This is a genomic window from Micromonospora sp. DT53 (assembly GCF_049841535.1).
Classification (GTDB): domain Bacteria; phylum Actinomycetota; class Actinomycetes; order Mycobacteriales; family Micromonosporaceae; genus Micromonospora.
The window spans coordinates 57,440-77,838 of record NZ_JBNCKM010000009.1 but is presented as its reverse complement, the minus strand read 5'-3'; the positions used below and the strand labels follow the sequence as shown (position 1 = coordinate 77,838).

Here is a 20,399-nt window from a genome sequence, read left to right as displayed (position 1 = left end):
AACATGCCGGCGGTCCTGCCGGCAGTCGCCCATGGTGCCCATCGGGCTACTCAAGGCAGTGAATGTGGTCTCCCCGGGATGCGGGCGGCGGCTGCGGCGACGGTCGCCAGGTCTTCGCTCGAGAAGCCGGCGCGGCTCAGCACCGCCAGGGACTTGTTCGTTGCCAGCGTGCACAACGCCAGCTCCGCTGCCTCCTGCTCGCCGGCCCCCGCGGCCAGCAACGCCTGCTGCAGCATCGCCCGCAAACCGTCGATCATGGAGCGGACCATCGCCTGTCCCTCTGCGTCGAGGGCCGGGAACTGCGTTGCCGACACCGTGAGCAGGCAGCCATCCGGGACCATCGGGTCGGCGATGCGGTTCAGGGTGACCTGCAGGTAGGCAGTCACAACGGCGCTCGGGTTCGGGTGAGGGTCGGACAGTGCCTGCTCATACAGCGGGTGGTAGGTCTGCGCGTACCGTTGGAGGCTTTCGCGGAAGAGGGTGCTCTTGTCGCCGAAGGTGCCGTAGAGCGAACTCCGGCCCAGGCCCGTGCCCTCGGACAGGCGGTCGATCGAGGCCTCCGAATAGCCCCAGCGCCAGAAGACGTGCATCGCGCGTCGTAACGCCTCGTCCACGTCGAATTGCTTGCGGCCCGCCATGGTCGCCAGTCTACACATCTTGTGTCGATCGTTCCAAGATGTGTATGGTCAGCGGCATGACAACTTGGACTGATCGTTCCACGATGAGCGCGGTCGACGGTACTGCAGGCTTGCGTTCGCTGCGGCTGCCCGACGGCTTCACCGACGTCTTCACCAGCCGCATCACCGAGGTGAACGGGCTGCGACTGCATGCCGTCACCGGCGGTGACGGCCCGCCGCTGCTGCTGGTCGGCGGGTGGCCACAGACCTGGTACGCCTGGCGGGACGTGATGCCCGCACTCGCCCGGGAGCACACCGTCGTCGCCGTCGACTCGCGCGGGGCCGGGCTCTCCGACAAACCCGACGACGGGTACGACGCCGGCACCCTCGCCGCCGATCTGGTCGCGCTGATGGCAGCGCTCGGGCACGACCGGTTCGACGTGGTCGGCCACGACATCGGCATGTGGACCGCGTACGCCCTCGCCGCCGATCACCCCGAGCGGCTGGGCCGGCTCGCCGTCGTCGACGCCATCATCCCCGGTCTCACGCCGACCCCGTCGGTCTTCAGCCCGGGCGCGGTCAACCAGCGGCTCTGGCACTTCGGCTTCAACCGGCTCACCGACCTCAACGAGGAACTGGTCCGGGGGCGGGAGCGGCTCTTCTTCGGCTACCAGTTCGCCAAGAAGGCAGCCACCCCGGACGCGATCGGAGCGTACGCCGTCGACGTGTACGTCGACGCGATCGTCGCGGATCCTCGCGGCCTGCGGGCGAGCTTCGCGTACTACCGGGCGCTGGACGAGACGATCGCGCAGAACGAGCAGCGCAAGAAGACCAGGTTGACGCTGCCGGTGCTCGCCGTCGGCGGCGCGCGGTACAGCGGCGCGGCGCCGGCCGAGACGATGCGGCTGGTTGCCGACGACGTCACCGAGGTGGTCCTCGACGACTGCGGCCATTACGTGGCCGAGGAGCAGCCGGCGCGGTTCACCGAGATCCTGGAGGACTTTCTCGGCGTGTCGCACGGCTGACACATTCGTGGCGCGAGTTCCGCCATGCCTGTCGTCCGCCCCGCTCGTTCACGTTGCGGGCACCTCCCGCGCCGGGCCACCCGCTAGATTGCCCGCATGTCACCGATCCCGACGCCGCTGCTACCCGAAACCCGACGTGCGCTGGTCCACCGACTGGCCACTGGTCAGGTAGCGGGTCGGGCGCCGTCGGTCGTCGCTGCCGTGGTGCGTGATGGCCGTCCTGTGTGGGTGGACGGGTGGGGAACTGTGGACGGCAGGGTGCCGGATGGCAACCTCCAGTACCGGATCGGCTCGATCACCAAGACTTTCCTGGCGGTGCTGGTGTTGCGCCTGCGCGACGAGGGGCGACTCGCGCTTACCGATCCGCTGGCCGAGCACCTGCCCGGCACGGCGGCGGGCCAGGCCACGGTCGGCGCGCTGCTGGCGCACACCGCCGGGCTGATCGCTGAGGCGCCCGGCCCATGGTGGGAACGAACCCCGGGCGCGCTGCGACCCGACCTGGTCGACGTGCTGGGCGGCGATCCGCAGGTGCATCCGGCCGGACAGCGCCACCACTACTCCAACCCCGGCTACGCGCTGCTCGGCGCGCTGGTGCAGCGGGTTCGGGGTCAGGCGTGGGGCGAGGTGCTACGGCGCGAGGTGCTGGAGCCGCTCGGGATGACCCGCACCACCCTGCTGCCGGTCGCGCCGCATGCCACGGGTTGGGCGGTGCATCCCTGGGCCGATGTGCTCCTTGCGGAGCCCGCCGTGGACACCGGTCTGATGGCGCCTGCCGGGCAGCTGTGGTCGACCGTGACGGACCTGGCCACGTTCTCCGCGTTCCTCATCGACGGCGACGACCGGGTGTTGCATCCGGACACCGTCGCGCAGATGCGCGACCCGGCGAGCCCGCCGGAGGCGACGGGCTGGGACAGCGGCTACGGGCTCGGCACGCAGCTGCTGCGCCGCGACGGCCGGCTGTTGGCCGGGCACACCGGCTCGATGCCGGGGTTTGTCGCGGCCGTGTGGGTCAGCACCGATGACGCTCTGGGCGCGGTCGTCATGGGTAACGTGACAGCCGGCCTGTCCGCCGGTGCCCTCGCCGCTGATCTGCTGCACACGGTCGCGGAGCGGGAGCCGCGGATCCCCGCGCCGTGGCGACCGCTGCCCTCGGTCGATCCACAGCTACTGGATCTCGCCGGCCCGTGGTACTGGGGACCGGCCCCTTTCGTGCTGCGCCCGCAGGCGGACGGCTTCCTGGAGTTGGTCCCGCTGTCCGGCGGGCGCGGCACCCGGCTGCGCCCGACCGGCGACGGCTGTTGGGAGGGGATCAACGGCTACTTCGCCGGCGAACGGCTGCAGGTGCGACGCGACGCGGCCGGCGCTGTCAGCCACCTCGATCTTGGCACCTTCATCTTCACCCGGCAGCCCTACGACCCTGCGGCGCCAGTGCCCGGCGGTGTCGACCCGGCGGGCTGGCGGGCCGGCTGAGACCCTGTATCGATGCGACAGGTCACCGTGCTCGGCAGTTCCGGTGCCTTTCCCGAGCCAGGCCGTGCCTGTAGCGGCTTCGCCGTGGACTGGGACGGCTACCGTTTGGTGCTCGACCTGGGCTACGCCACGCTGCCTCGGTTGCTCGGGCACTGGCCGGATGGCGCGGTGGACGCCGTCGTCATCACCCACGAGCACCCGGATCACTGCATCGACCTGCACGCTCTGTTCAGGATGCGGTTCTACGGTCAGCCCGGGGGAGCACGGCTGCCGTTGTTCTGCCCGCCCGGTGTGCTCGACCGGCTCGGTGGCCTGGAGCCCGATGTCGACCTGCACGCGGTGTTCGACGTGCACCCACTACCCGGCAGCTACCGGGTCGGGCCGTTCGATCTCATCGGGCTGTCTCTGCCGCACTTCGTGCCCAACGCCGGCATCCGGATTCAGGCCGACGGGATTGCGCTGGCCTATTCGGGGGACACGGGACCGGCTTCCGCATTGGCCGAACTGGGTCGTGACGCGGATCTGTTCATCGTCGAGGCGACGGACTACGACGGTGAGACCAGCCGTCCCAGCCGAAACCTCCTGACCTCCACCGAGGCCGGTCTGTGGGCTCGCCGTGCGGGTGCCCGCCGTCTGATGCTCACCCACTTCTGGCCGGGCAACGACCGGGCGGCCGCGGTGGCCGCCGCGCAGGTGGAGTTCGGGGGTGCCGTGCTGGCGGCTGAGGAAGGCCTTACCGTGCTGCTCGGGATGCCAGGCAGCTGACTGACCCTCATTCGACGAACGTGCCATCCGCGTTCATGATCTCGTCTCGCACCAGCGGTACGAACGCCGACCAGGCTCCGTCATCCACGGCGGCCACCATGCGGATGCGCCCGCCGCCGTCGTCAAGGGCGTAGCTGACCACCCGGTACCGCGCACCGTCCGCACCGAGGACGTCGCGAACATCCTTGTCGTCGAGCATCGCGCGCCAGTCGTCGTAACTGACCCGCTGCCACTCAGCCAGGCGTGCCTGGGCAAGTTCTGCCGCCAACTCGTCGTTCAGTCCCACCCGCGCAGTCTGCCAGGCACGCCTGGTCGACCAGGACCCCTGAGCCCGCCGAGGTCGGCTACTACCAGGCGGCCGGTGACCCGGAGCGACGCCGAGCGCACTGGGCCGTCCCGATCCCGTCCACTGGTCGTTGAGCCGCGCGGATGCGCGTTCCCGATCGCGCCACGGGATGCCTCGCACTCCGGATGTCGAGAACGGCGGCGTGGCTCCGTCCTTGGGGAGGATGCGGTCACCGTGACCGCACCAGAGCAGGGAGATCCAGCATGGCGATCCAGCGGATGGACAACGTCCTCATCGTTGTCGAGGACCTCGACGTGGTCGTCGCGTTCTTCGTCGAGCTCGGCATGGAGTTGGAGGGACGAGGGGCGGTCGAGGGGCGGTGGGTGGAGCGTGTCATCGGGATCGACGACGTCCGGCAGGAGGTCGCGATGCTGCGGACCCCGGACGGCCACGGCAAGGTCGAGCTGGTGATGTTCCACCGACCGGCGGCGATCAGCGCGGAACCGAAGGACGCGCCGGCGAACACGCTGGGCATTCGGCGCATCATGTTCGCCGTCGACGACATCGAGGACCTCATTGCCCGGCTGCGCGGCCATGGCGCCGAACTCGTCGGGGAGTTGGCGCAATACGAGGACGCCTACCGCCTCTGCTACGTCCGCGGCCCCGAGGGCATCATCGTCGGCCTGGCCGAACAGCTCCGCTGAGAATGCCGCGGGTGACGGGCTCAGGCGACCAGGGTGCCGCCGTCGACGGTCACCACCGTGCCGGTGGCGTAGGTCGCCCGCAGGAGGTAGACGAAAGCCTCGGCGACCTCCTCGGGCTCGCCCACCCGGCCGAGCGGAAGCGACTCGCTGAGCTGCGCGTACATCTGCTCTCGGGTTTGCTCTGGCAGTGAGTCCCAGAGCGGCGAGCGGATCACGCCGGCGGAGACGGCGTTGACCCGGATCGGGGCAAGTTCGACGGCGAGCGCGCGGACGAGCGCGTCGATCGCCCCGGTGATACTGGCCGCGACCGACCAGCCCGCGCTGGGTCGGTGATTCGCGGTGCCGGTGGTGAGGGTGATCGACCCTCCGGGGCGCAGGTACGGCAGGGCCGCGTTGACCGCCGACAGGGAGCCGAAGTAGCGCAGGTCGAAGGCGGCCCGCGCGGCGGTGAGGTCGAGGGCGTCGACGGACATCAGCGCGAGGGGTTCGCCCGCGGTGTAGACGAGATGGTCGAACGAGCCGAGACCGTGGAACAGCCGGGACACGGCGTCGGCGTCGGTGAGGTCGGCGACGTACCCCTGGGTGGTGGTCGGCAGGGTCGTGAGGGCGCGGTCCACGCTGCGCTGGTTGCTGGAGGCGACCACGACCTGGGCGCCGTCGCGGGTGGCGCGCGCGGCGGTGGCGAGGCCGATCCCCGAGGTTCCGCCGAGTACGACGACGCGCTGGTCGATGAGGGTCATGATCGTGTCCTTCCGGATCGTTTGTGGGAACGGTTACCACCGTGCTCCGGCGGGAACGCCCGAGTCCAAGACCTCTTTCACCTCCTGTGATGCCCGTTGGGCATCACCCCAGTCATACCTGGCGGGTATCGTGGAACCGCCCGGAGCGGAAACCGGACGGGGGCAGGGTGGACGTCGATCTGCGCAAGCTCCGCTACTTCGTGGCGGTCGCGGAGGAGCTGCACTTCGGCCGGGCCGCCGCACGGCTGCACATCGCCCAGCCGGTCCTGTCCCGCCAGATTCGGGCCTTCGAGCACGAACTGCGCGCCGAGCTCCTCGTCCGGGACCGCCGCTCCACCGTGCTGACCGAGGCCGGCCGCCAGCTGCTGACCGACGCCCGTCCGCTGCTCGCCTCGGCCGAAGCCCTGCGGCGGCGGGTGCAACGTGCCGCGCACGGCAGGCCGACGTTCACCATCGCGTTCATGCCCGGTCTTCTCGTCACCGCCGAGGCCCGTGCCATCGGCCAGCGGCACCCCGACCTGACCGTCGACGTCGTCCGTACGTCCTGGGACGACCAGGCCGAGATTGTCCGCGAGGGGCGTGCGGACGTCAGTTACGTACGGCTCCCGGTCGATCGGCGCGGGCTGCGCCTGCGCCCACTGTTCACCGAACCCCGCGTCGTCGTTCTGCCCACGGACCACCGTCTGGCCGGCAAGGAGTCGCTCGATCTCGCCGAGCTGGTCGAGGAACGGCTGCTGCAGGACCCGGACGCGGTGCCGGAGTGGCGGGACCTGCCGAATCGGCCGACGGACCCCGACCCCCGCCCCCGGCCCGAGCTGAATTCGGTCGAGGAGAAGCTGGAGCATGTCGCCGCGTGCGCCGGGATGGTGATCCTGCCGCTGTCGACGGCGACGTTCTACACGAGACCGGACGTCGTCCACGTGCCAGTCGCCGACCTCGGTCACAACCAGGTGTGCCTGGCCTGGGCCGAGGACAACCGGTCACCCCTGGTGCACGAGTTCGTGGAGATCGCCGCCCGGCAGGCCCCCACAACTCCATGATCGACGTCAGGGGTGGGGGGTCAGGCGGGGCTGGTTGGGAAGGTTTCGCGTAGGGCCGGGTCCAGTGGACGGCCGCTTGTCGGGTCGATGAACAGGTTGGTGAGCAGGAGGTCGGCGAGGTAGCTCGGGTTCACACCCGACTCCTTGCGGCCGAGGGCCTGCGCCGCGCCGCCGAGTCGCAGCGCGGCCCGCGCCACGCCGGCCGGCAGGCGGCTGACCCGGCGCGGCCGGCCGACCGCCGCGGCGATCCGCGCGAACATGTCGTGCCAGGTGAGGTTCTCGTCGACGACCGGGATGTCCGCGCCGCTGGCCTGCTCCAGAGCGTCGACCGCGACCTCGGCCACGCTGCGGGCCGACGCCGCGGCGCTGCCGCCGGTCGGGGCGACCAGAGGGGTACGCGAGCGGGCCCACCGGTCCAGCGGACCGGCCCAGTTGGGCAGCCGGTCGCCGGCCCGACCGAAGACGAAGGGCAGTTCGAGTACGGCGACCGGCAGGCCCGCACCGGCGGCCGCCCGCCCCTCGCGGGCCTGCTCCAGCCGGCACCGGATGTACGTGTGCCGTTCGGCGAGACGCCACTGTGGGTGGAGCCGGTCGAAGTAGGTGTAGTAGGAGCCCATCACGACGCCTCGGGTGAGACCTTCGAGGCGGGCGGCGGTGAACAGGCGTACCACCGGGTCGACGTTGTCGCGGCGGAACTCGGGATAGATCGGCTTGGGCAGCGGGCGTTGCTCCTCGGTGCGGGTGGCGTACACGACGCCGTCGTGACCGGCGAGCAGCGCCCGCAGTCCGTCGATCGAGGCGGACCCGACATCGAGCAGGTGGTCGACGCCCGGCTGGGCGGTACGCGCAACCGTGGTCGCGGCGTGACCACGCCCCCGGAGTACGTCCACGACGTGAGCGCCGATCAGACCGCTGCCACCCACCACAAGAATTCGCACGGTGCATCGTCCACTCTGGAATGGGCTGTTTGTCAAGCGCCGCCGCTGCGGCGACGCTGCGGTTCGGCCAGAATGGCACCCGGAGGTGATCGAGCGTGGTTGACCAGGAGAGCGTGCCCAAGTTGTGTTCGGTGGTGCTCGACTGCACCGATGCGCGGGCGCTGGCGGAGTTCTATCGACAGCTGCTGGGCTTCGTCTACCGGCCCGGTGACGAACCGCCGGCGGCCGGGCAGGCCGACGAACGCGGCCGTGACTGGCTGGTGCTGCGGTCACCCGCCGGCGAACCCCAGCTCGCGTTTCAGCAGGTGGAGCATCTGCCGGAGGCGACGTGGCCGACTCACACCGTGCCCCAGCAGCTGCACCTGGACCTGACCGTGGAGTCCGTCGAGGAGCTGCTGGTCCAGCATGAGCGCGTGCTGCGCCTCGGCGGCCGGCTGTTGTACGACCGCATCGACGACCCGGACGAGCCCCTCCGCGTGTACGCCGATCTGGCCGGGCATCCCTTCTGCGTCTTCGTCGGCTGAGCGGGTTGCCGCCACCTCGCTGGGAGCGCAAGGTTGACAACGGGCGAGGATGGCGTCCGTAACCTCGACATTGGCATAGGTTCGAGGCAGGACGCCATCGCTGTGAATCGGGGTTGAGGATGCCGGAACCGCGCGCCTTCTGGCTGGACGAGCAGTTCGACCGCGAACACGGCGCCGACGGGCGCGGCCGGTACGAGGCCGAGGTGTTTCGGCGGATCGACGAGTTCGCCGACACCTGGGGTGACTTCGCGCCCGTGGCGTTCGCGGTGACGGCCTGGCGGCTGGCCACCGAACTGTCGCCGGGCTTCGTCCGCTGGCACCGGCGGATCATCACGGCGACCTGCTCGCGCAGCCCGTGGGACGGCAGCCTGGTCTGCGCGGTGACCGTGGCCTCCCGCTGGCCGGCCGAGCTGACCTGGACCAAGCAGTGGCAGCGCGACCGGGGTTGGCAGAACTGGCCCCAGCTGTTCGGCCAGTTCACCACACCCACCGAGCAGGACCAGACGCGCCGCCCGCATCTGCGCGCGTTGCTCCAGGTGGAGGCGCCGGTCCCGCTCGGCGATCTGCCGCCGTCGCCCGCCGGTCCGGACGACGACGTCGCCGCGGCGGCGCGCCGGGCCGTGGCGGTGCTGGCCCGGGAGCTCAACGACCTCCTCGCGCCGATGATCGGGCAGCTCGACGCCGGAGTTCCCGCGGACTCCTGAGCTGCCCGCCGGCCGGTAGGGTCGTCGGCGTGGATCTGGACGACATCGCCGCCCGGCTCGGGGTGCCCGTCGAGGACGTCGACCGTGTGCATCGGCTCGCCGGTGACCGGCCGTCGGCGCCGCTGCCAGCCAAGGCCGACGCGCCCGCGATCCTCGACCGGCTCGCCGTGCGGCCGGACGACGCCGCCGAGATCATGGCGGGTTGGCCCGATCCCGGCTCCCCACTGTGGGCTCCGGAGCTGCGCTGGCTGCTCGACCGCTCGATCGCTCTGGTCCGCGCCGATCTCGCCGGCTACGACTGGATGCCGCCCGGCCCGGAGTTGCCGCGAGACCGGGGGCCTGCCTGGCGGCACCTCTACGTGTACGCGTACCTGGCCCTGGTCGACGTCGTGCGCCGGTACCACCGCGACCACGGCGTCCCCGACAGCGTGTCCTGGGTGACCCTCGCCGACCTGGGCCGCAACCTCGCGATCGACCGACGCATGCGCGGCGAGGGCTGGCCGATCATGCAGAGCTGGCTGACGCTGCACTCGCGCGGCAGCGTCTACGAGCTGGGCCGGCTCCAGCACCAGCGCGGCGACGGCGCGATCGGTCTGCACGTCCCCGATTCGGGGCCGTTGACCCCGGAGGCGGTCGAGGCGTCGCTCGACGAGGCCCGGGCGTTCTTTCCCCGGCACTTCCCGGACGAGCGCTACACCGCGTTCTCCTGCGCCTCGTGGCTGCTCGACCCGCAGCTGCGGGAGTACCTTCCCGAGGACTCCAACATCGTGCGGTTCCAGCGCCGGTTCGAGCTGGTTCCCTACCAGGCGTCGGACGGGCCGGACGCCGACATCGAGGTGCTGCGGTTCGGGTTCCGCACCCTGACCACGCCGCTGGACGAGTTGCCGCGCCGTACGCTGCTCCAGCGCGCGATCATCGACCACCTGCGGGCCGGCGGGCACTGGCACTGGCGCCACGGCCGCTTCCCGATCTAGGTGCTCGGACCGGAGAGGTTGGGGGACGCGGTTGGCGGGTCACGCCGCCGCAGGGGTGGCTGTCACTTCAGGTGGGCGGCGAGCGGGATGTTCTGCGCCCTGAGGGCGGTGGCGATCAGGCCGGCGATCTGTCTGGCGCCGGCGGCCTCGAAGTGGGTGTGGTCGTTGCAGAAGAACGCACCGACCGCGCCGGTCGAGTAGTCACCGTTGTTCGGGCACAGCCTGAGCGTGTTGTAGAGCGCCACGCTCTTCGCGTGCAGGTCGATGACCGGTACGCCGTTGGCGGCGGCCGCAGCCGTCGTCTCGGCGACGAAACCGCGATTGCCGACGGCGGTGCCCCCGCTGCAGGTGATTGCCGCGACCGGGGTGACGAAGATCGGCTGTACGCCTCTGGCCTTGGCAGCCGTCGCCATGACGCCGAGCAGTTGCTTGAAGCGGTTGCTGCCTACGTGTCGCGGGCAGGCCGAGTCACCGTCGTTGATGCCGAACTGGACGATCAGATAGTCACCGGTCTTGAAGCCGCTGCCGGTGTTCAGCATCGCCGACCACCGCGCGCTGTAGGCGGTCGAGCTGAGCGTGCACTCGCCTGCCGAGTTCTTGGTGGCTGTCACGTTGCCCTCGTACAGCCACGTCTGGATGCTGCGACCGCCGACGGCGCTGTTCTGCACGCTGACGTTCGACGTGAGGTAGGACGCGAACTGGCTGCCCCAGCCGATCGGGCAGGAGCTGGCGTTCATCATCGTGGAGTCGCCGGCCATCCACACCCTGACCGGCGCGGGCGTCGGCGACGTGCTCGGGTCGGTGCAGGGTGTTGACGTCGGGGTCGGGGTCGGGGTCTGCTCGGTGGGGGTCGCTGCCGGCGGGCCGGCACAGGTGATGCCGTTGAACGAGAACGACGACGGCACCGGGTTACTCCCGCTCCACGAGCCGGTGAAGCCGAAGTTGACCGACGCGCCGGAGCCGACGGCACCGTTGTAGCTCACGTTGGTGGCGGTCACCGTCGTGCCGGTGACCGTGACGGCGGCGTTCCACGCCTGCGTCACGCGCTGCCCGGGGGCGAGGCTCCAACCCACGGTCCAGCTGGTCACCGCGTCACCGAGGTTGGTGACGACGACGTCGGCGCCGAAACCGCCGTCCCACTGACTGGTGACCCGGTAGGTGACACCGCACGCCGGGGCGGCGGCCCGGGCGGTGGCGATGCCGAGCCCGCCGGCCACGACGGTCAGGACCGTTGCCGCCAGGACCACGAGACGCAATCGGCGAACCGTCATCGGGTTGCTCCTGCCTTGATCGGAGACGTTCGCCGTCAGGTGGTGGCGGCGCACGGGGAACCGTTGAGAGCGAAACCTGTCGCTCCGCCGAGCGGGTTGTCGGTGACAAAGCCGAAGCTTGTCGAACCGGCGGCCGGGATCATCGCGTTCCAGGAGGCGTTCACCGCCGTGGCCGCAGCACCGGACTGGGTGACTGTGGAATTCCAGGACTGTGTGATCCGCTGACTGCCTGGCAGGGACCAGGTCAGTGTCCAACCGTCGACGGGGACGCTGGAGGTGTTGCTGAGCGTCACGTCGAACTGGGCACCCGTACCCCAGTCACCGGTCTTGCGGTAGGTGACCGCGCAGGCCCCGCCCGCCGGAGTGGTCGGCGCGGTCGTGGGGGCCGTAGTCGCGGTCAGTCGCGCGCTGAGGACCGGGGCCAGCCGGTCGGTGATGGCCTGGTGACCCGCGTCGTTCGGGTGCACCGAGTCGCTCAGGCCGCCGGACGGCAACCAGCCGGTGGTGTCCACGTAGAACACGTCGGCGTCACCCGCGGCGTTGCGTGCCCGCACCGCAGCCTCCGTCTCCGCCGCGTAACGACCGATGAACGTCCGCATGGCGAAGAGCTTGGCGTTCGGAAACCTGGCCCGGATCCTCGTGAGGAAGGTCATGTACGCCGCCTGGAAGGCCGCCGCGCTCACGCCGTGGCTCCTGTCGTTGGTCCCCAGGTTGATCACCACGCCGTCGGCCGTGTAGCGGGAGAAGTCCCACTGGTCGGTGCCGGCCTGGCCACCGGACGACATCCAGTAGCGGGTCGCCTGCGCCCAGCATCCATCGGCCGTCTCGGCCAGACACATGCCACCGATCGCGATCTGGGTGTGGTCGTAGCCGAGCCTCTCGCCGACCTTGAAGCCGTAGTCCGTCACGGCAAGCTGACTGCTCGTGGCGCCCGCGGTGATCGAGTCACCGACGAACTCGACAAGCTTGGGGCGGGGCGGCGGCGTGTACGTGCCCGCGCCCGACTCCAGGATCAGCCCCTGGAAGACCGCGTCACCGGTGTAGGAGCCGGCCACCTGCCGGTAACTGACGATCAACGTGTGGTTACCGGCCGCCAGCGCGGTCGGCGTCAGGTTGATCGTGCCGGAGCCGGTGAAGGACGTGAACGCCCTACCGTCGATGCTGGCCCACAGTTGGATCGTGTTGCGCTGCCGGAGCTTCACCGTCCTGCCGGTGAACCCGACCCGCAGGTACGCGCCGGCCCAGTAGGGCACGTAGGCCGAGGCGTTCGTCTTGTTCCACCGGCCGACGAAGCTGATGTTCGAGTCGGCCGGGGTGCCGTCACCGACCGCGGCCTCGGCGCTGAAGGCCGGCAGACCCGCGGCGAGGACCCCGGCGGCGACGGCGATGAGCGCCACGGTACGCGTGCGCGCCACAGCGTTCCTGAGTGTCCCGGGTCGGGTGCGCGGGCGCATGAGACGGTGACCGGTTTCGAGGGAGCGAGTCCGCGTCATCGGATGGGGTTCCAGCCGTCGTTACCCGCCAGGTAGGCGGTGGGGGTGAACTGGGTGGCGGTGGAGGCGCTCATCTGCGGCCGGTTGGCGTTGATGGCCGCACCGGCCCCGGTGCTGCTGTACTCCGCGAACCGGGCGGTCCTCCACGAGAAGCCGGACATGTCGGTCCAGGGGTCGGTGCGGATGTGCGCGCCCATCGCGACGCCGCGGTAGAGGACCTGACCGCGGGCGTTGACGTCACCGCTGGGATGCCAGGGCCGGCCCAGATAGACGGTCCTGGCGGGGGCGTTGCTGGTCAGTGTGGTGCCCCAGAACAGGAAGCCGAACTTGTTGTTGATGTCGGTGGCCGCAGCGGTGATGTAGCCGTTGTTCGACGACGAGCCCCGGGTGAGCGAGTGCACGGTGCCGTTCTGGAAGACCATGGTGCCCCGCCCGAAGACGAAGTCGACGTCACCCTCGACGTAGGAGTTACGGACGTAGAGACGCCGGACCGAGCTGACGCTGGGTGCGTTGACCAGCAGGGTGTCCTGGTTGCCGAGAATGCGGACGTTGTCGAACTGCACCCGGTCGCCGGAGGTGTTGACAGCGACGGCCTGCTCGGCGTCGAGGGTGCTGGCAGCCTCGTTGAAGTCGTTCGACATGGTCAGATTCTTGATCGTGGTGTCGTTCGCGTTGACGAAGACCGAGGCGCTGCCGGACGTGCCGTACGTGCCGCCGCCAGGCTTGGCATGGCCGGCCGCGTGCCCCTCGACGATCACCACCTGGGCGGCCGAGCCACCGGCGCCGGCCAATGTGAGGTAGGGCTTGTTGGCGGGGATGGTGACCACGCCCCGGTAGGTGCCGGGTTTGATGGTGATGGTGACCGGAACGCCGTTGTTCGCCGCGATGCTGTCGATCGCCGCCTGCACGGTCGTGTAGTTGCCGCTGCCATCGGCAGCCACGGTGATTGTCGCGGACGCGGACGCGGCGGAAGCGATCGAGACTGCGGCGGCGAGAGCGCACACCGTCACCGCCGCCACCGGGCGCACACCAAGAATCCTGCCGGATGTGGTCACAAGCGTTCTCCGATCCATCCCACCTGGCCCCCGTCGAAGATCATGCCGACCGGCCAGACGACGAACTCAGGTTAACGCTAACATCGATGAGCCCAAATATGAAGGCATCGGCCACCTGCGGACCGGCGGGCACTCGCGCCACGGCCGCTTCCCGATCTAGGCCGCCGCGTCCCACCACGCGCCGTTGGCGGATGCGTGGCGGGCCGGCTCGATGACTTCCCACACCTCCGCGATGGATCCGTCGGCGATCCGCAGGACGTCGACCACCACGATCTCCGGTCCCGCATCGGGTAGCCGGCGTCGCGAGTGCACCACGACGTGGTCACCGTCGGCCAGTAGGTGCAGGACGTCGACCCGCATGCCGGCGGTCGGGCCCAGCGCGGCGCGGACCGCGGCGAGCCACTGCGCCTTGGTCGAGGTCGTCGAATCCGACCGGTGATGGGTGAAGTCCTCGCTCAGGAACGAGGCGAGCGTGTCGACGTCGCCCGTATCGATAAGCTCCGCCAACGCGCGTCCGACGATGCTCTTGTTCTCGGTGGTCATGCCCGCAAGTGTTTCCCCGGCCCAGGTGGTTGTCGATGACATCGCACTTCATGGCGTCCCGAGCGACGATGAGTACGCTCTTGATCGTGCATGCGGTCGGGGAGCTCCTACGGCAGTGGCGCAAGCGCCGAGGGCTCAGCCAACTCGACCTGGCGATCGCCGCGGACGTCTCGGCTCGGCACGTCAGCCTGGTCGAGACCGGAAAGTCCACGCCGAGCGCGGACATGATCCTGCGGCTCGCCGACCAGCTCCACGTGCCGCTGCGTGATCGCAACCAGCTGTTGCTCGCCGCGGGCTTCGCACCCCGGTACGCGCGGCGTCCGCTCGACGACACAGCCCTGTCGGGCGCCCTCGACGCGGTCCGCAGGGTGCTCCGGGCGCACGAGCCGTACCCGGCGCTGGTCTTCGACCGCCGGTGGAACATCGTGCTGACCAACCGCGCGGTCGACCCGTTCTTTGCGCACGTCGCGCCCGACCTGTTGCGGCCGCCGGTGAACCTGGTCCGGCTGGGCCTGGACCCGCGCGGGCTCGCCCCCCTGGTCGTCAACCTGGCGGACGTGCGGGCGGTGTTCCGTAGTCGGATCTCGCGCCAGCTCGCCGCGGCTCCCGACGCGGAGCTCGCGGCGCTCTACGAAGAGCTGCTGAACCCGCTGCCCGAGGAGCCGTTGGGCCAACGGGTCGACGCCGATGTGGTGATCCCGATGATCCTGCGAATCGGTGGACGCGAGCTGCGGCTGTTCTCGACCATCACCACGTTCGGCACCCCGATGGACGTCACGATCGAGGAGATCGCGGTGGAGTCCTACTACCCGGCGGACCCGGAGAGCGCCGCCTACTTCACACGGTAGGGCCCGGCCTGGTCGGTTACCAGGCCGGGCCCCGTGCACATTCCCGGTCAGCTGGTGGTCAGGATGAACCTCTCCCAGGCCCCGACCGACGTGCGGTTGGCGATCAGGGATCCGGCCCCGGCGTTCTCGGCGCACACGATCTGGTTGTTGACCGTGGCGCGCAGGCTCACCGTCCCATCCGAGTTGGTGATGAGCTGGAACGTCTCCCACGATCCGATGGACGTGGCGTTGGCGACCAACGCTGCGGCGCCCGCGTTCGTGGCCGAGACGTAGAGCCCGTTGGCGCGCGACCGCAGGGCGATGTTGCCGTTGCCGGCGTCCACCCGGTCGAACTGCTCGGTCGTGCCACCGACACTGGCCTTGTTGGCGATCAACGCGGTGGTGCCAACCGCCGACACGTACTGGTTGTTGACCTGCGCCCGCAGCGTGCTCATCGGCGTGGTGCTACCGGTGCCGGTCGCGAAGGTGAACGCGTCGACGTCGAACAGGTAGCCGGACCCGCCCTTGAACACCAGGTACAGCGTCGTCGACGCGGTGGGCGGGTTACTGATCGTGGCGGACGCATCGACGAACGTCTCCCAGTTGCCGGTCACCGGCACCGTGACGGTACCCAGTAGGGAGCCGGTGGCCGACCCGGCCCGGACCTCGATGGTGCCGCCCGCGCCGGCCGACGACGCCCGCACGGTGATGCGGTTGGCGTTGGACAGGTTGTACGGCTGGTACGAGATCCAGTCGTTGTTCTCGATGAACCCGGCCGTGCGACCACCCTCGGCGTTGGTGTGGTCGGTGGCCTGCACGCCGGACTGGGCGCTGAAGTGCTCACCCTGGCGGTGCTTCGGCTGGAGCGTCTTGATGCTGTGCGTGGTGAGCCCACCGTTGTCGGTGTAGGCGGCGTCGAAGACTCCGTAGATGTTGGCCGCGGAGTCGTGCTCCCCGTCCGTCGGGACGGTGATGGAGCCGCTGCAACCGGTCTTCGAGGTGATCTGGTGGGCGTGGCTGTCGTGGCCCAGCGCGTAGGTCAGGCTCACCTTGGAGCAGTCGATCGTGCCGTCCTGCGGGTCGCTCACGCTGATCTGGTACGGCACCGTGTCACCGAAGGTGAACAGCTGCCCGTCGGTGGGCGAGGTAAGCGTCACCGTCGGCGCGGTGTTCCCCACGGTGACGACCAGGCTCGCCGTGCCGGACAGGCCGGTCGGGTCGGTGACCTTCAGGGTGGGGGAGAAGGTGCCGTTCGTGGTGTACGTCTTCGTCGGGTTGGCCGCCGTCGACGTGGTGCCGTCGCCGAACGTCCACAGGTAGCTGAGCGCCCCACCCTCCGGGTCGGAGCTGCCGGCCGACGAGAAGTTGACAGTCAACGGGTTGGCCCCCGACGTGGGGTTCGCCGAGGCGACCGCGATCGGGCTGCGGTTGCCACCACCGATGTACTCGATCCGGAAGAGCGCCTGGTTGTTCGATCCGGTGCCGTAGTCCAGCACGTAGAGCGCGCCGTCCGGGCCGAAGGCCATGTCCATGACCTGGGTGCCGCTCCACGGGAAGTTGGAGATCTCCCCGCGGCTGCCGTCGGAGTTGACCTTGATGGCCTTGATCCAACGGCGGCCGTACTCGCCGGCGAAGAACTGGCCGTCCAACGACTGCGGGAACTTGATGCTGGAGTTGAGCGAGGCGTTGTACCGGTAGACCGGCCCGCCCATCGGCGACTCGGAGCCGCTGCCGAACTCCGACGGAGAGCCGGAGTCGCCGGCGTACTTGATCCACGCCGGCTTCGCCGCGGGCAGCGTGCCGAGGCCGGTGTTGCGGAACGAGTTGTTGGTCGGCCCGCCCGTGCAGTTGTACTTGGACTGCGACGGCCCGGACGGGAAGGTGTATTCGTTGTACGTTTCGGCGCTGGTGTTGGCGCCGGTGCAGTACGGCCAGCCGTAGTTGCCCGGTGCCGCGATGCGGTTGAACTCGACCTGACCCTGGGGGCCACGGCTGGAGTTCGTGGACCCGGCGTCGGGGCCGTAGTCGCCGAGGTAGACGACGCCGGTCGCCTTGTCGACGCTCATCCGGAACGGGTTGCGCAGACCCATCGCGTAGATCTCCGGCCGGGTGTTGGCCGTGCCGGGGGCGAACAGGTTGCCCGACGGGATGGTGTACGTGCCGTCCGCCTGCGGCTTGATCCGCAGCACCTTGCCCCGCAGGTCGTTGGTGTTGCCCGCCGAGCGCTGGGCGTCGAACTGCGGGTTGCGGTTGGTCCGCTCGTCGAGCGGCGCGTAGCCGGACGACTCGAACGGGTTGGTGTCGTCACCGGTGGTCAGGTACAGGTTGCCGGCGCCGTCGAAGTCCAGGTCACCGCCGACGTGGCAGCACTGCCCACGGTCGTTGGCGACCTGGAGCACGATCTTCTCGCTGCTCAGGTTGAGCGTGTCGTCACTGTTGAGGGTGAACCGGGACAGCCGCAGGTGCCCCTTCCACCGGTCCCAGTCGGACTGCGAGCCGGTGGTCGGCGCGTCGCCGGACGGGGTGCTCAGCGTGGGCGAGTAGTACAGGTAGATCCACCGGTTGCTGGCGAAGTTGGGGTCGACGGCGACGCCCTGCAACCCCTCCTCGTCGTGGGTGTAGACCGACAGGGTGCCAGAGGTCTTGGTGTTGCCGGCCACGTCGGTCACCCGCAGCACGCCGTTGCGGGCGGTGTGCAGCACCGAGCGGTTGGGCAGGACGGCGAGGGACATCGCCTCACCCAGCTCGGCCGAGCCGTTGGCGAGCTTGACCTGCTGGTAGTCGGAGGCGGGGATGACCGCCGCCTGGGCGGTGGACGGTGCGGCCACGGCCAGGGCCACGCTCGCGACGGTGGTGACCGCAGCGACGAGGACCCGGGGCCAGCGCCGGGGGTACGAGAGCATGATCGTCCTTTCTCGACGACCGGGGGACGGGCGCGCGGGGGCGCACCACGACCAGGTGGGGGTGGTGGAGAACTAGCGGGGGACCAGGTCAGTTGGTGGTGACGAGGTCGAACTTCTCCCACTGACCGATGGAGGTCCGGTTGGCGATCAGCGGGGAGGCGCCCCCGTTGTCAGCGGCGACGTAACGGTTGTTCACCGTGGCCCGCAGGCTCACCGTGCCGTCGGAGTTGCGCACGAGCTGGAAGGTCTCCCAGGAACCGGCGCTGGCCCGGTTGGCGATCAGCGGGGAGTTCCCCGAGTTTTCCGCGGCGACGAACTGCCCGTTGCCCTTGCTGCGCAGGCCCACGTTGCCGTTGGCAAGGCTGACCAGGTCGAACCGCTCGGTGGTCCCGACGGAGGTCTTGTTGGCGATCAACGCGGTGCTGGCGTTCGGCGCGCTCACGAACTTGCTGTTGGCGCGGGCCTTCAGGGTGGAGCCGGCGGCGGTGGGCGGCGGGGTCGTCGGCGGAGTCGTCGTGCGCGGCGAGCAGTCGGCGCTCACGGCACCCGCGGCGACCTGGAGACCGCCGAGCAGCATCTTGGTGAAGTTCGAGTCGGTGTACGACGCCTCGGTGTGCCCGAGGCCCGTGTACCAGGCCCGGCCGCTGCCGACCGCCTTGCACCAGGTGATCGGGTGGTCGCCGCTCATGTTGCCGCCGCTGTAGGACGACTCGTCGAGGCTGGCCAGGACCCGTGCGGTGGACCGGGGGTTGGTGCGGTAGTTGTACCACTCGTCGGAGCGGACCCAGGTGCTGGGCAGGTGCGCGGTCGACGGGTTGGACTGGTCCTCGATCTTCACGGTCGCCGTCTGGATCGCCGGGTGCGAGTCGAAGTACGCCCCGACCAGCGCGCCGTACCACGGCCAGCTGTACTCGGTGTCGGCGGCGGCGTGCACGCCGACGTACCCGCCGCCGGCGGCGATGTACGACTCGAAGGCCGACTGCTGGCTGTCGTTGAGGACGTCACCGGTCGTCGACATGAAGACCACCGCCTGGTATTGGGCCAGGTTGGAGGTGGTGAACTGACCGGCGTCCTCGGTCGCGGTCACGCTGAAGCCGTTGGCGGAGCCGAGCTGCTGGATCGCGGCGATGCCGTTGGGGATGGCCGAGTGGCGGAAGCCGGCGGTCTTGCTGAACACCAGGACCTTGGTCAGCGGTGCTGCCGAGGCCTGCGTGGGAAGGGCTATCAGGCCGGCCATCAACACGGCCAGGCCGGTGACGAGTGCCAACAGGCGGGGACGGGAACGCATGGTCTTGCTCCTCTGCTGAGCGTCGACCTCAGGCTGTGCACGCGGGCAGGCCGGAGGCCACAGTGGCGGTGGTGCGGAAGCCGGGCCGCCGATGCTCGGCTGAGGTGGTGCGGGGTGGTGGGGGATGGGGCGGTGAGACCAGCCGACGATTCGGACCAACCACTATGGATGGTCAGGACTCATCGACTGGCATCGTTGACGCAGTAAACCTCCGATGTCTACGCCCCGTCAAGCCCACCGTCACGTCGGTGGGAGTCGCGCGGTCGGCCCCGGTAGCCCCTCAGTGGGCCTGCGGGTGCCCCTGGTGGCCAGGAGAAAGAGGTCGGCGGTCGCCTTCCGACGGGTGACCAAGGCAAGATGTGATGATTCGACCTCGATCACGGCTTCAGCCTCTCAGCGCACCGGGTCCGGCGCGAGGTCCCGCCAGTGCAGGTGGTCCCGGTAGTGGTGTCGCAGGACGATCCAGCTGACCGTGAACGGGATGGCCCCCATGGCCACCACTGCCAGGACGTTCGCACCGACCACGTCGAAGACCGCCCCGACGTCGCCGAACAGCTGGGCGACCGTCTGGAAGGCGACGTGCAGGCCGATGCCGGCCCAGATGTCGCCGGTGGCGGCGCGGAAGGCGCCCAGCAGCAGCGCGAAGACGAAGAAGAGCGCCAGCCGATCGACGGATCGGGCCGCCCCGACGAGGAAGCCGAACACTGTGAACAGCACGGCCTGTCCGACAGCCGCCTGCCAGGCCGGCAGCCGGGTGGCGAGGTTGTGGTGCAGGTACCCCCGGAAGATCAGCTCCTCCGGCAGCGCCTCCTTCAGGAAGACGAGCACGACAAGCAGTGCCGTCACGCGCAGCGCGTCCCCGACGGACGTCCGGACGCTGATCTCGACCCAGCCGAGGCCGAGGCAGAGCGCGAACCCCGCCGCGGCGGGCACGAGCCAGCAGGCCATGCCGAACAGCAGACGCCGCCAGCCGGCGCGCAGCGACGGCAGCCCGAGGCCGGCCCACCGGCGTCGGTCCAGGACGCGACGGGCGACAACCACCAGGGGTACGACGACAGCCGAGGTGAGAACCGCCCCGACGGCATGGGTGGGCCGGTCGTAGTCCCGGTCGAGCAGGGCGCCCAGGAACAGCCACACCAGCACGGCGCCGGCGACCACGACGAGGACCCGCCAGGGCAGGGCGAGACGAGGTCCGGCGCTCACCACGCGCAGCGTAGCCAGCGGAGTCAAGG

20 protein-coding genes are annotated in these 20,399 nt (G+C 69.9%); 9 read left to right on the top strand and 11 right to left on the bottom strand.

Annotation, left to right across the window (positions count from 1 at the left end; translation table 11 throughout):
• Window positions 1–50: 50 nt before the first annotated feature.
• Entirely contained in the window at window positions 51–638 is a 588-nt protein-coding gene (locus tag ACLQ3B_RS25615; RefSeq protein WP_425783249.1) for a TetR/AcrR family transcriptional regulator, read from the bottom strand.
• An 83-nt stretch (window positions 639–721) separates the two neighbouring features.
• Between ACLQ3B_RS25615 and ACLQ3B_RS25610 the strand changes: the two genes are divergently transcribed.
• From ACLQ3B_RS25610 to ACLQ3B_RS25600, 3 genes are all read left to right on the top strand, one after another.
• Window positions 722–1,642, top strand: coding sequence for an alpha/beta fold hydrolase (locus ACLQ3B_RS25610; RefSeq protein WP_425783248.1), 921 nt, complete (start codon window positions 722–724; stop codon window positions 1,640–1,642).
• A 96-nt stretch (window positions 1,643–1,738) separates the two neighbouring features.
• Complete coding sequence (locus tag ACLQ3B_RS25605) at window positions 1,739–3,112, top strand: serine hydrolase domain-containing protein (RefSeq protein ID WP_425783247.1); 1,374 nt, start codon at window positions 1,739–1,741, stop codon at window positions 3,110–3,112.
• Between the two features lie 12 nt (window positions 3,113–3,124).
• A complete protein-coding gene (locus ACLQ3B_RS25600; protein ID WP_425783246.1) occupies window positions 3,125–3,877 on the top strand; it encodes an MBL fold metallo-hydrolase in 753 nt (250 codons plus the stop codon).
• Window positions 3,878–3,884: 7 nt separating this feature from the next.
• Here ACLQ3B_RS25600 and ACLQ3B_RS25595 read toward each other — a convergent pair whose 3' ends face one another.
• Window positions 3,885–4,163, bottom strand: coding sequence for a hypothetical protein (locus ACLQ3B_RS25595; RefSeq protein WP_425783245.1), 279 nt, complete (start codon window positions 4,161–4,163; stop codon window positions 3,885–3,887).
• Between the two features lie 263 nt (window positions 4,164–4,426).
• Here ACLQ3B_RS25595 and ACLQ3B_RS25590 point away from each other — a divergent pair, with 263 nt between their 5' ends.
• Window positions 4,427–4,867 carry a VOC family protein gene (locus ACLQ3B_RS25590; protein WP_425783244.1) on the top strand — a complete coding sequence of 147 codons (441 nt, stop codon included), beginning with the start codon at window positions 4,427–4,429 and terminating at the stop codon, window positions 4,865–4,867.
• A gap of 20 nt (window positions 4,868–4,887) precedes the next feature.
• Here the strand turns inward: ACLQ3B_RS25590 and ACLQ3B_RS25585 are convergent, their stop codons facing one another.
• The gene (locus tag ACLQ3B_RS25585) at window positions 4,888–5,607 is read right to left on the bottom strand and encodes an SDR family oxidoreductase (protein ID WP_425783243.1); all 720 of its coding nucleotides are present in this window, start codon (window positions 5,605–5,607) and stop codon (window positions 4,888–4,890) included.
• Window positions 5,608–5,774: 167 nt separating this feature from the next.
• On the opposite strand from ACLQ3B_RS25585, the gene ACLQ3B_RS25580 reads away from it, so the two are divergent.
• On the top strand, window positions 5,775–6,647 hold the full coding sequence (locus tag ACLQ3B_RS25580; RefSeq protein ID WP_425783242.1) for a LysR family transcriptional regulator: 873 nt from the start codon (window positions 5,775–5,777) through the stop codon (window positions 6,645–6,647).
• 20 nt (window positions 6,648–6,667) lie between these two features.
• Here the strand turns inward: ACLQ3B_RS25580 and ACLQ3B_RS25575 are convergent, their stop codons facing one another.
• Window positions 6,668–7,585: an NAD-dependent epimerase/dehydratase family protein gene (locus tag ACLQ3B_RS25575; protein ID WP_425783241.1), complete on the bottom strand. Its 918-nt coding sequence runs from the start codon at window positions 7,583–7,585 to the stop codon at window positions 6,668–6,670.
• Between the two features lie 95 nt (window positions 7,586–7,680).
• On the opposite strand from ACLQ3B_RS25575, the gene ACLQ3B_RS25570 reads away from it, so the two are divergent.
• The 3 genes from ACLQ3B_RS25570 (at window position 7,681) to ACLQ3B_RS25560 (ending at window position 9,787) form a co-directional block, all read left to right on the top strand.
• Window positions 7,681–8,109, top strand: a complete 429-nt coding sequence (locus ACLQ3B_RS25570; RefSeq protein ID WP_425783240.1) for a VOC family protein — start codon at window positions 7,681–7,683, stop codon at window positions 8,107–8,109.
• 119 nt (window positions 8,110–8,228) lie between these two features.
• Window positions 8,229–8,813: a hypothetical protein gene (locus ACLQ3B_RS25565; protein WP_425783239.1), complete on the top strand. Its 585-nt coding sequence runs from the start codon at window positions 8,229–8,231 to the stop codon at window positions 8,811–8,813.
• Between the two features lie 29 nt (window positions 8,814–8,842).
• Window positions 8,843–9,787: an acyltransferase domain-containing protein gene (locus ACLQ3B_RS25560; protein ID WP_425783238.1), complete on the top strand. Its 945-nt coding sequence runs from the start codon at window positions 8,843–8,845 to the stop codon at window positions 9,785–9,787.
• Window positions 9,788–9,849: 62 nt separating this feature from the next.
• Here ACLQ3B_RS25560 and ACLQ3B_RS25555 read toward each other — a convergent pair whose 3' ends face one another.
• From ACLQ3B_RS25555 to ACLQ3B_RS25540, 4 genes are all read right to left on the bottom strand, one after another.
• Window positions 9,850–11,058, bottom strand: a complete 1,209-nt coding sequence (locus tag ACLQ3B_RS25555; RefSeq protein ID WP_425783237.1) for a cellulose binding domain-containing protein — start codon at window positions 11,056–11,058, stop codon at window positions 9,850–9,852.
• A gap of 35 nt (window positions 11,059–11,093) precedes the next feature.
• The gene (locus ACLQ3B_RS25550; RefSeq protein WP_425783236.1) at window positions 11,094–12,473 is read right to left on the bottom strand and encodes a cellulose binding domain-containing protein; all 1,380 of its coding nucleotides are present in this window, start codon (window positions 12,471–12,473) and stop codon (window positions 11,094–11,096) included.
• Window positions 12,474–12,547: 74 nt separating this feature from the next.
• Complete coding sequence (locus ACLQ3B_RS25545) at window positions 12,548–13,579, bottom strand: pectinesterase family protein (RefSeq protein ID WP_425783235.1); 1,032 nt, start codon at window positions 13,577–13,579, stop codon at window positions 12,548–12,550.
• A gap of 183 nt (window positions 13,580–13,762) precedes the next feature.
• The gene (locus ACLQ3B_RS25540; RefSeq protein ID WP_425783234.1) at window positions 13,763–14,149 is read right to left on the bottom strand and encodes a nuclear transport factor 2 family protein; all 387 of its coding nucleotides are present in this window, start codon (window positions 14,147–14,149) and stop codon (window positions 13,763–13,765) included.
• A 68-nt stretch (window positions 14,150–14,217) separates the two neighbouring features.
• Between ACLQ3B_RS25540 and ACLQ3B_RS25535 the strand changes: the two genes are divergently transcribed.
• The gene (locus tag ACLQ3B_RS25535) at window positions 14,218–14,997 is read left to right on the top strand and encodes a helix-turn-helix domain-containing protein (protein ID WP_425783233.1); all 780 of its coding nucleotides are present in this window, start codon (window positions 14,218–14,220) and stop codon (window positions 14,995–14,997) included.
• 47 nt (window positions 14,998–15,044) lie between these two features.
• Here the strand turns inward: ACLQ3B_RS25535 and ACLQ3B_RS25530 are convergent, their stop codons facing one another.
• From ACLQ3B_RS25530 to ACLQ3B_RS25520, 3 genes are all read right to left on the bottom strand, one after another.
• Complete coding sequence (locus tag ACLQ3B_RS25530) at window positions 15,045–17,879, bottom strand: PQQ-dependent sugar dehydrogenase (protein ID WP_425783232.1); 2,835 nt, start codon at window positions 17,877–17,879, stop codon at window positions 15,045–15,047.
• Between the two features lie 88 nt (window positions 17,880–17,967).
• On the bottom strand, window positions 17,968–19,167 hold the full coding sequence (locus tag ACLQ3B_RS25525) for a ThuA domain-containing protein (protein WP_425783231.1): 1,200 nt from the start codon (window positions 19,165–19,167) through the stop codon (window positions 17,968–17,970).
• Between the two features lie 393 nt (window positions 19,168–19,560).
• Window positions 19,561–20,370 carry a CPBP family intramembrane glutamic endopeptidase gene (locus tag ACLQ3B_RS25520; RefSeq protein WP_425783230.1) on the bottom strand — a complete coding sequence of 270 codons (810 nt, stop codon included), beginning with the start codon at window positions 20,368–20,370 and terminating at the stop codon, window positions 19,561–19,563.
• Window positions 20,371–20,399: the final 29 nt, after the last annotated feature.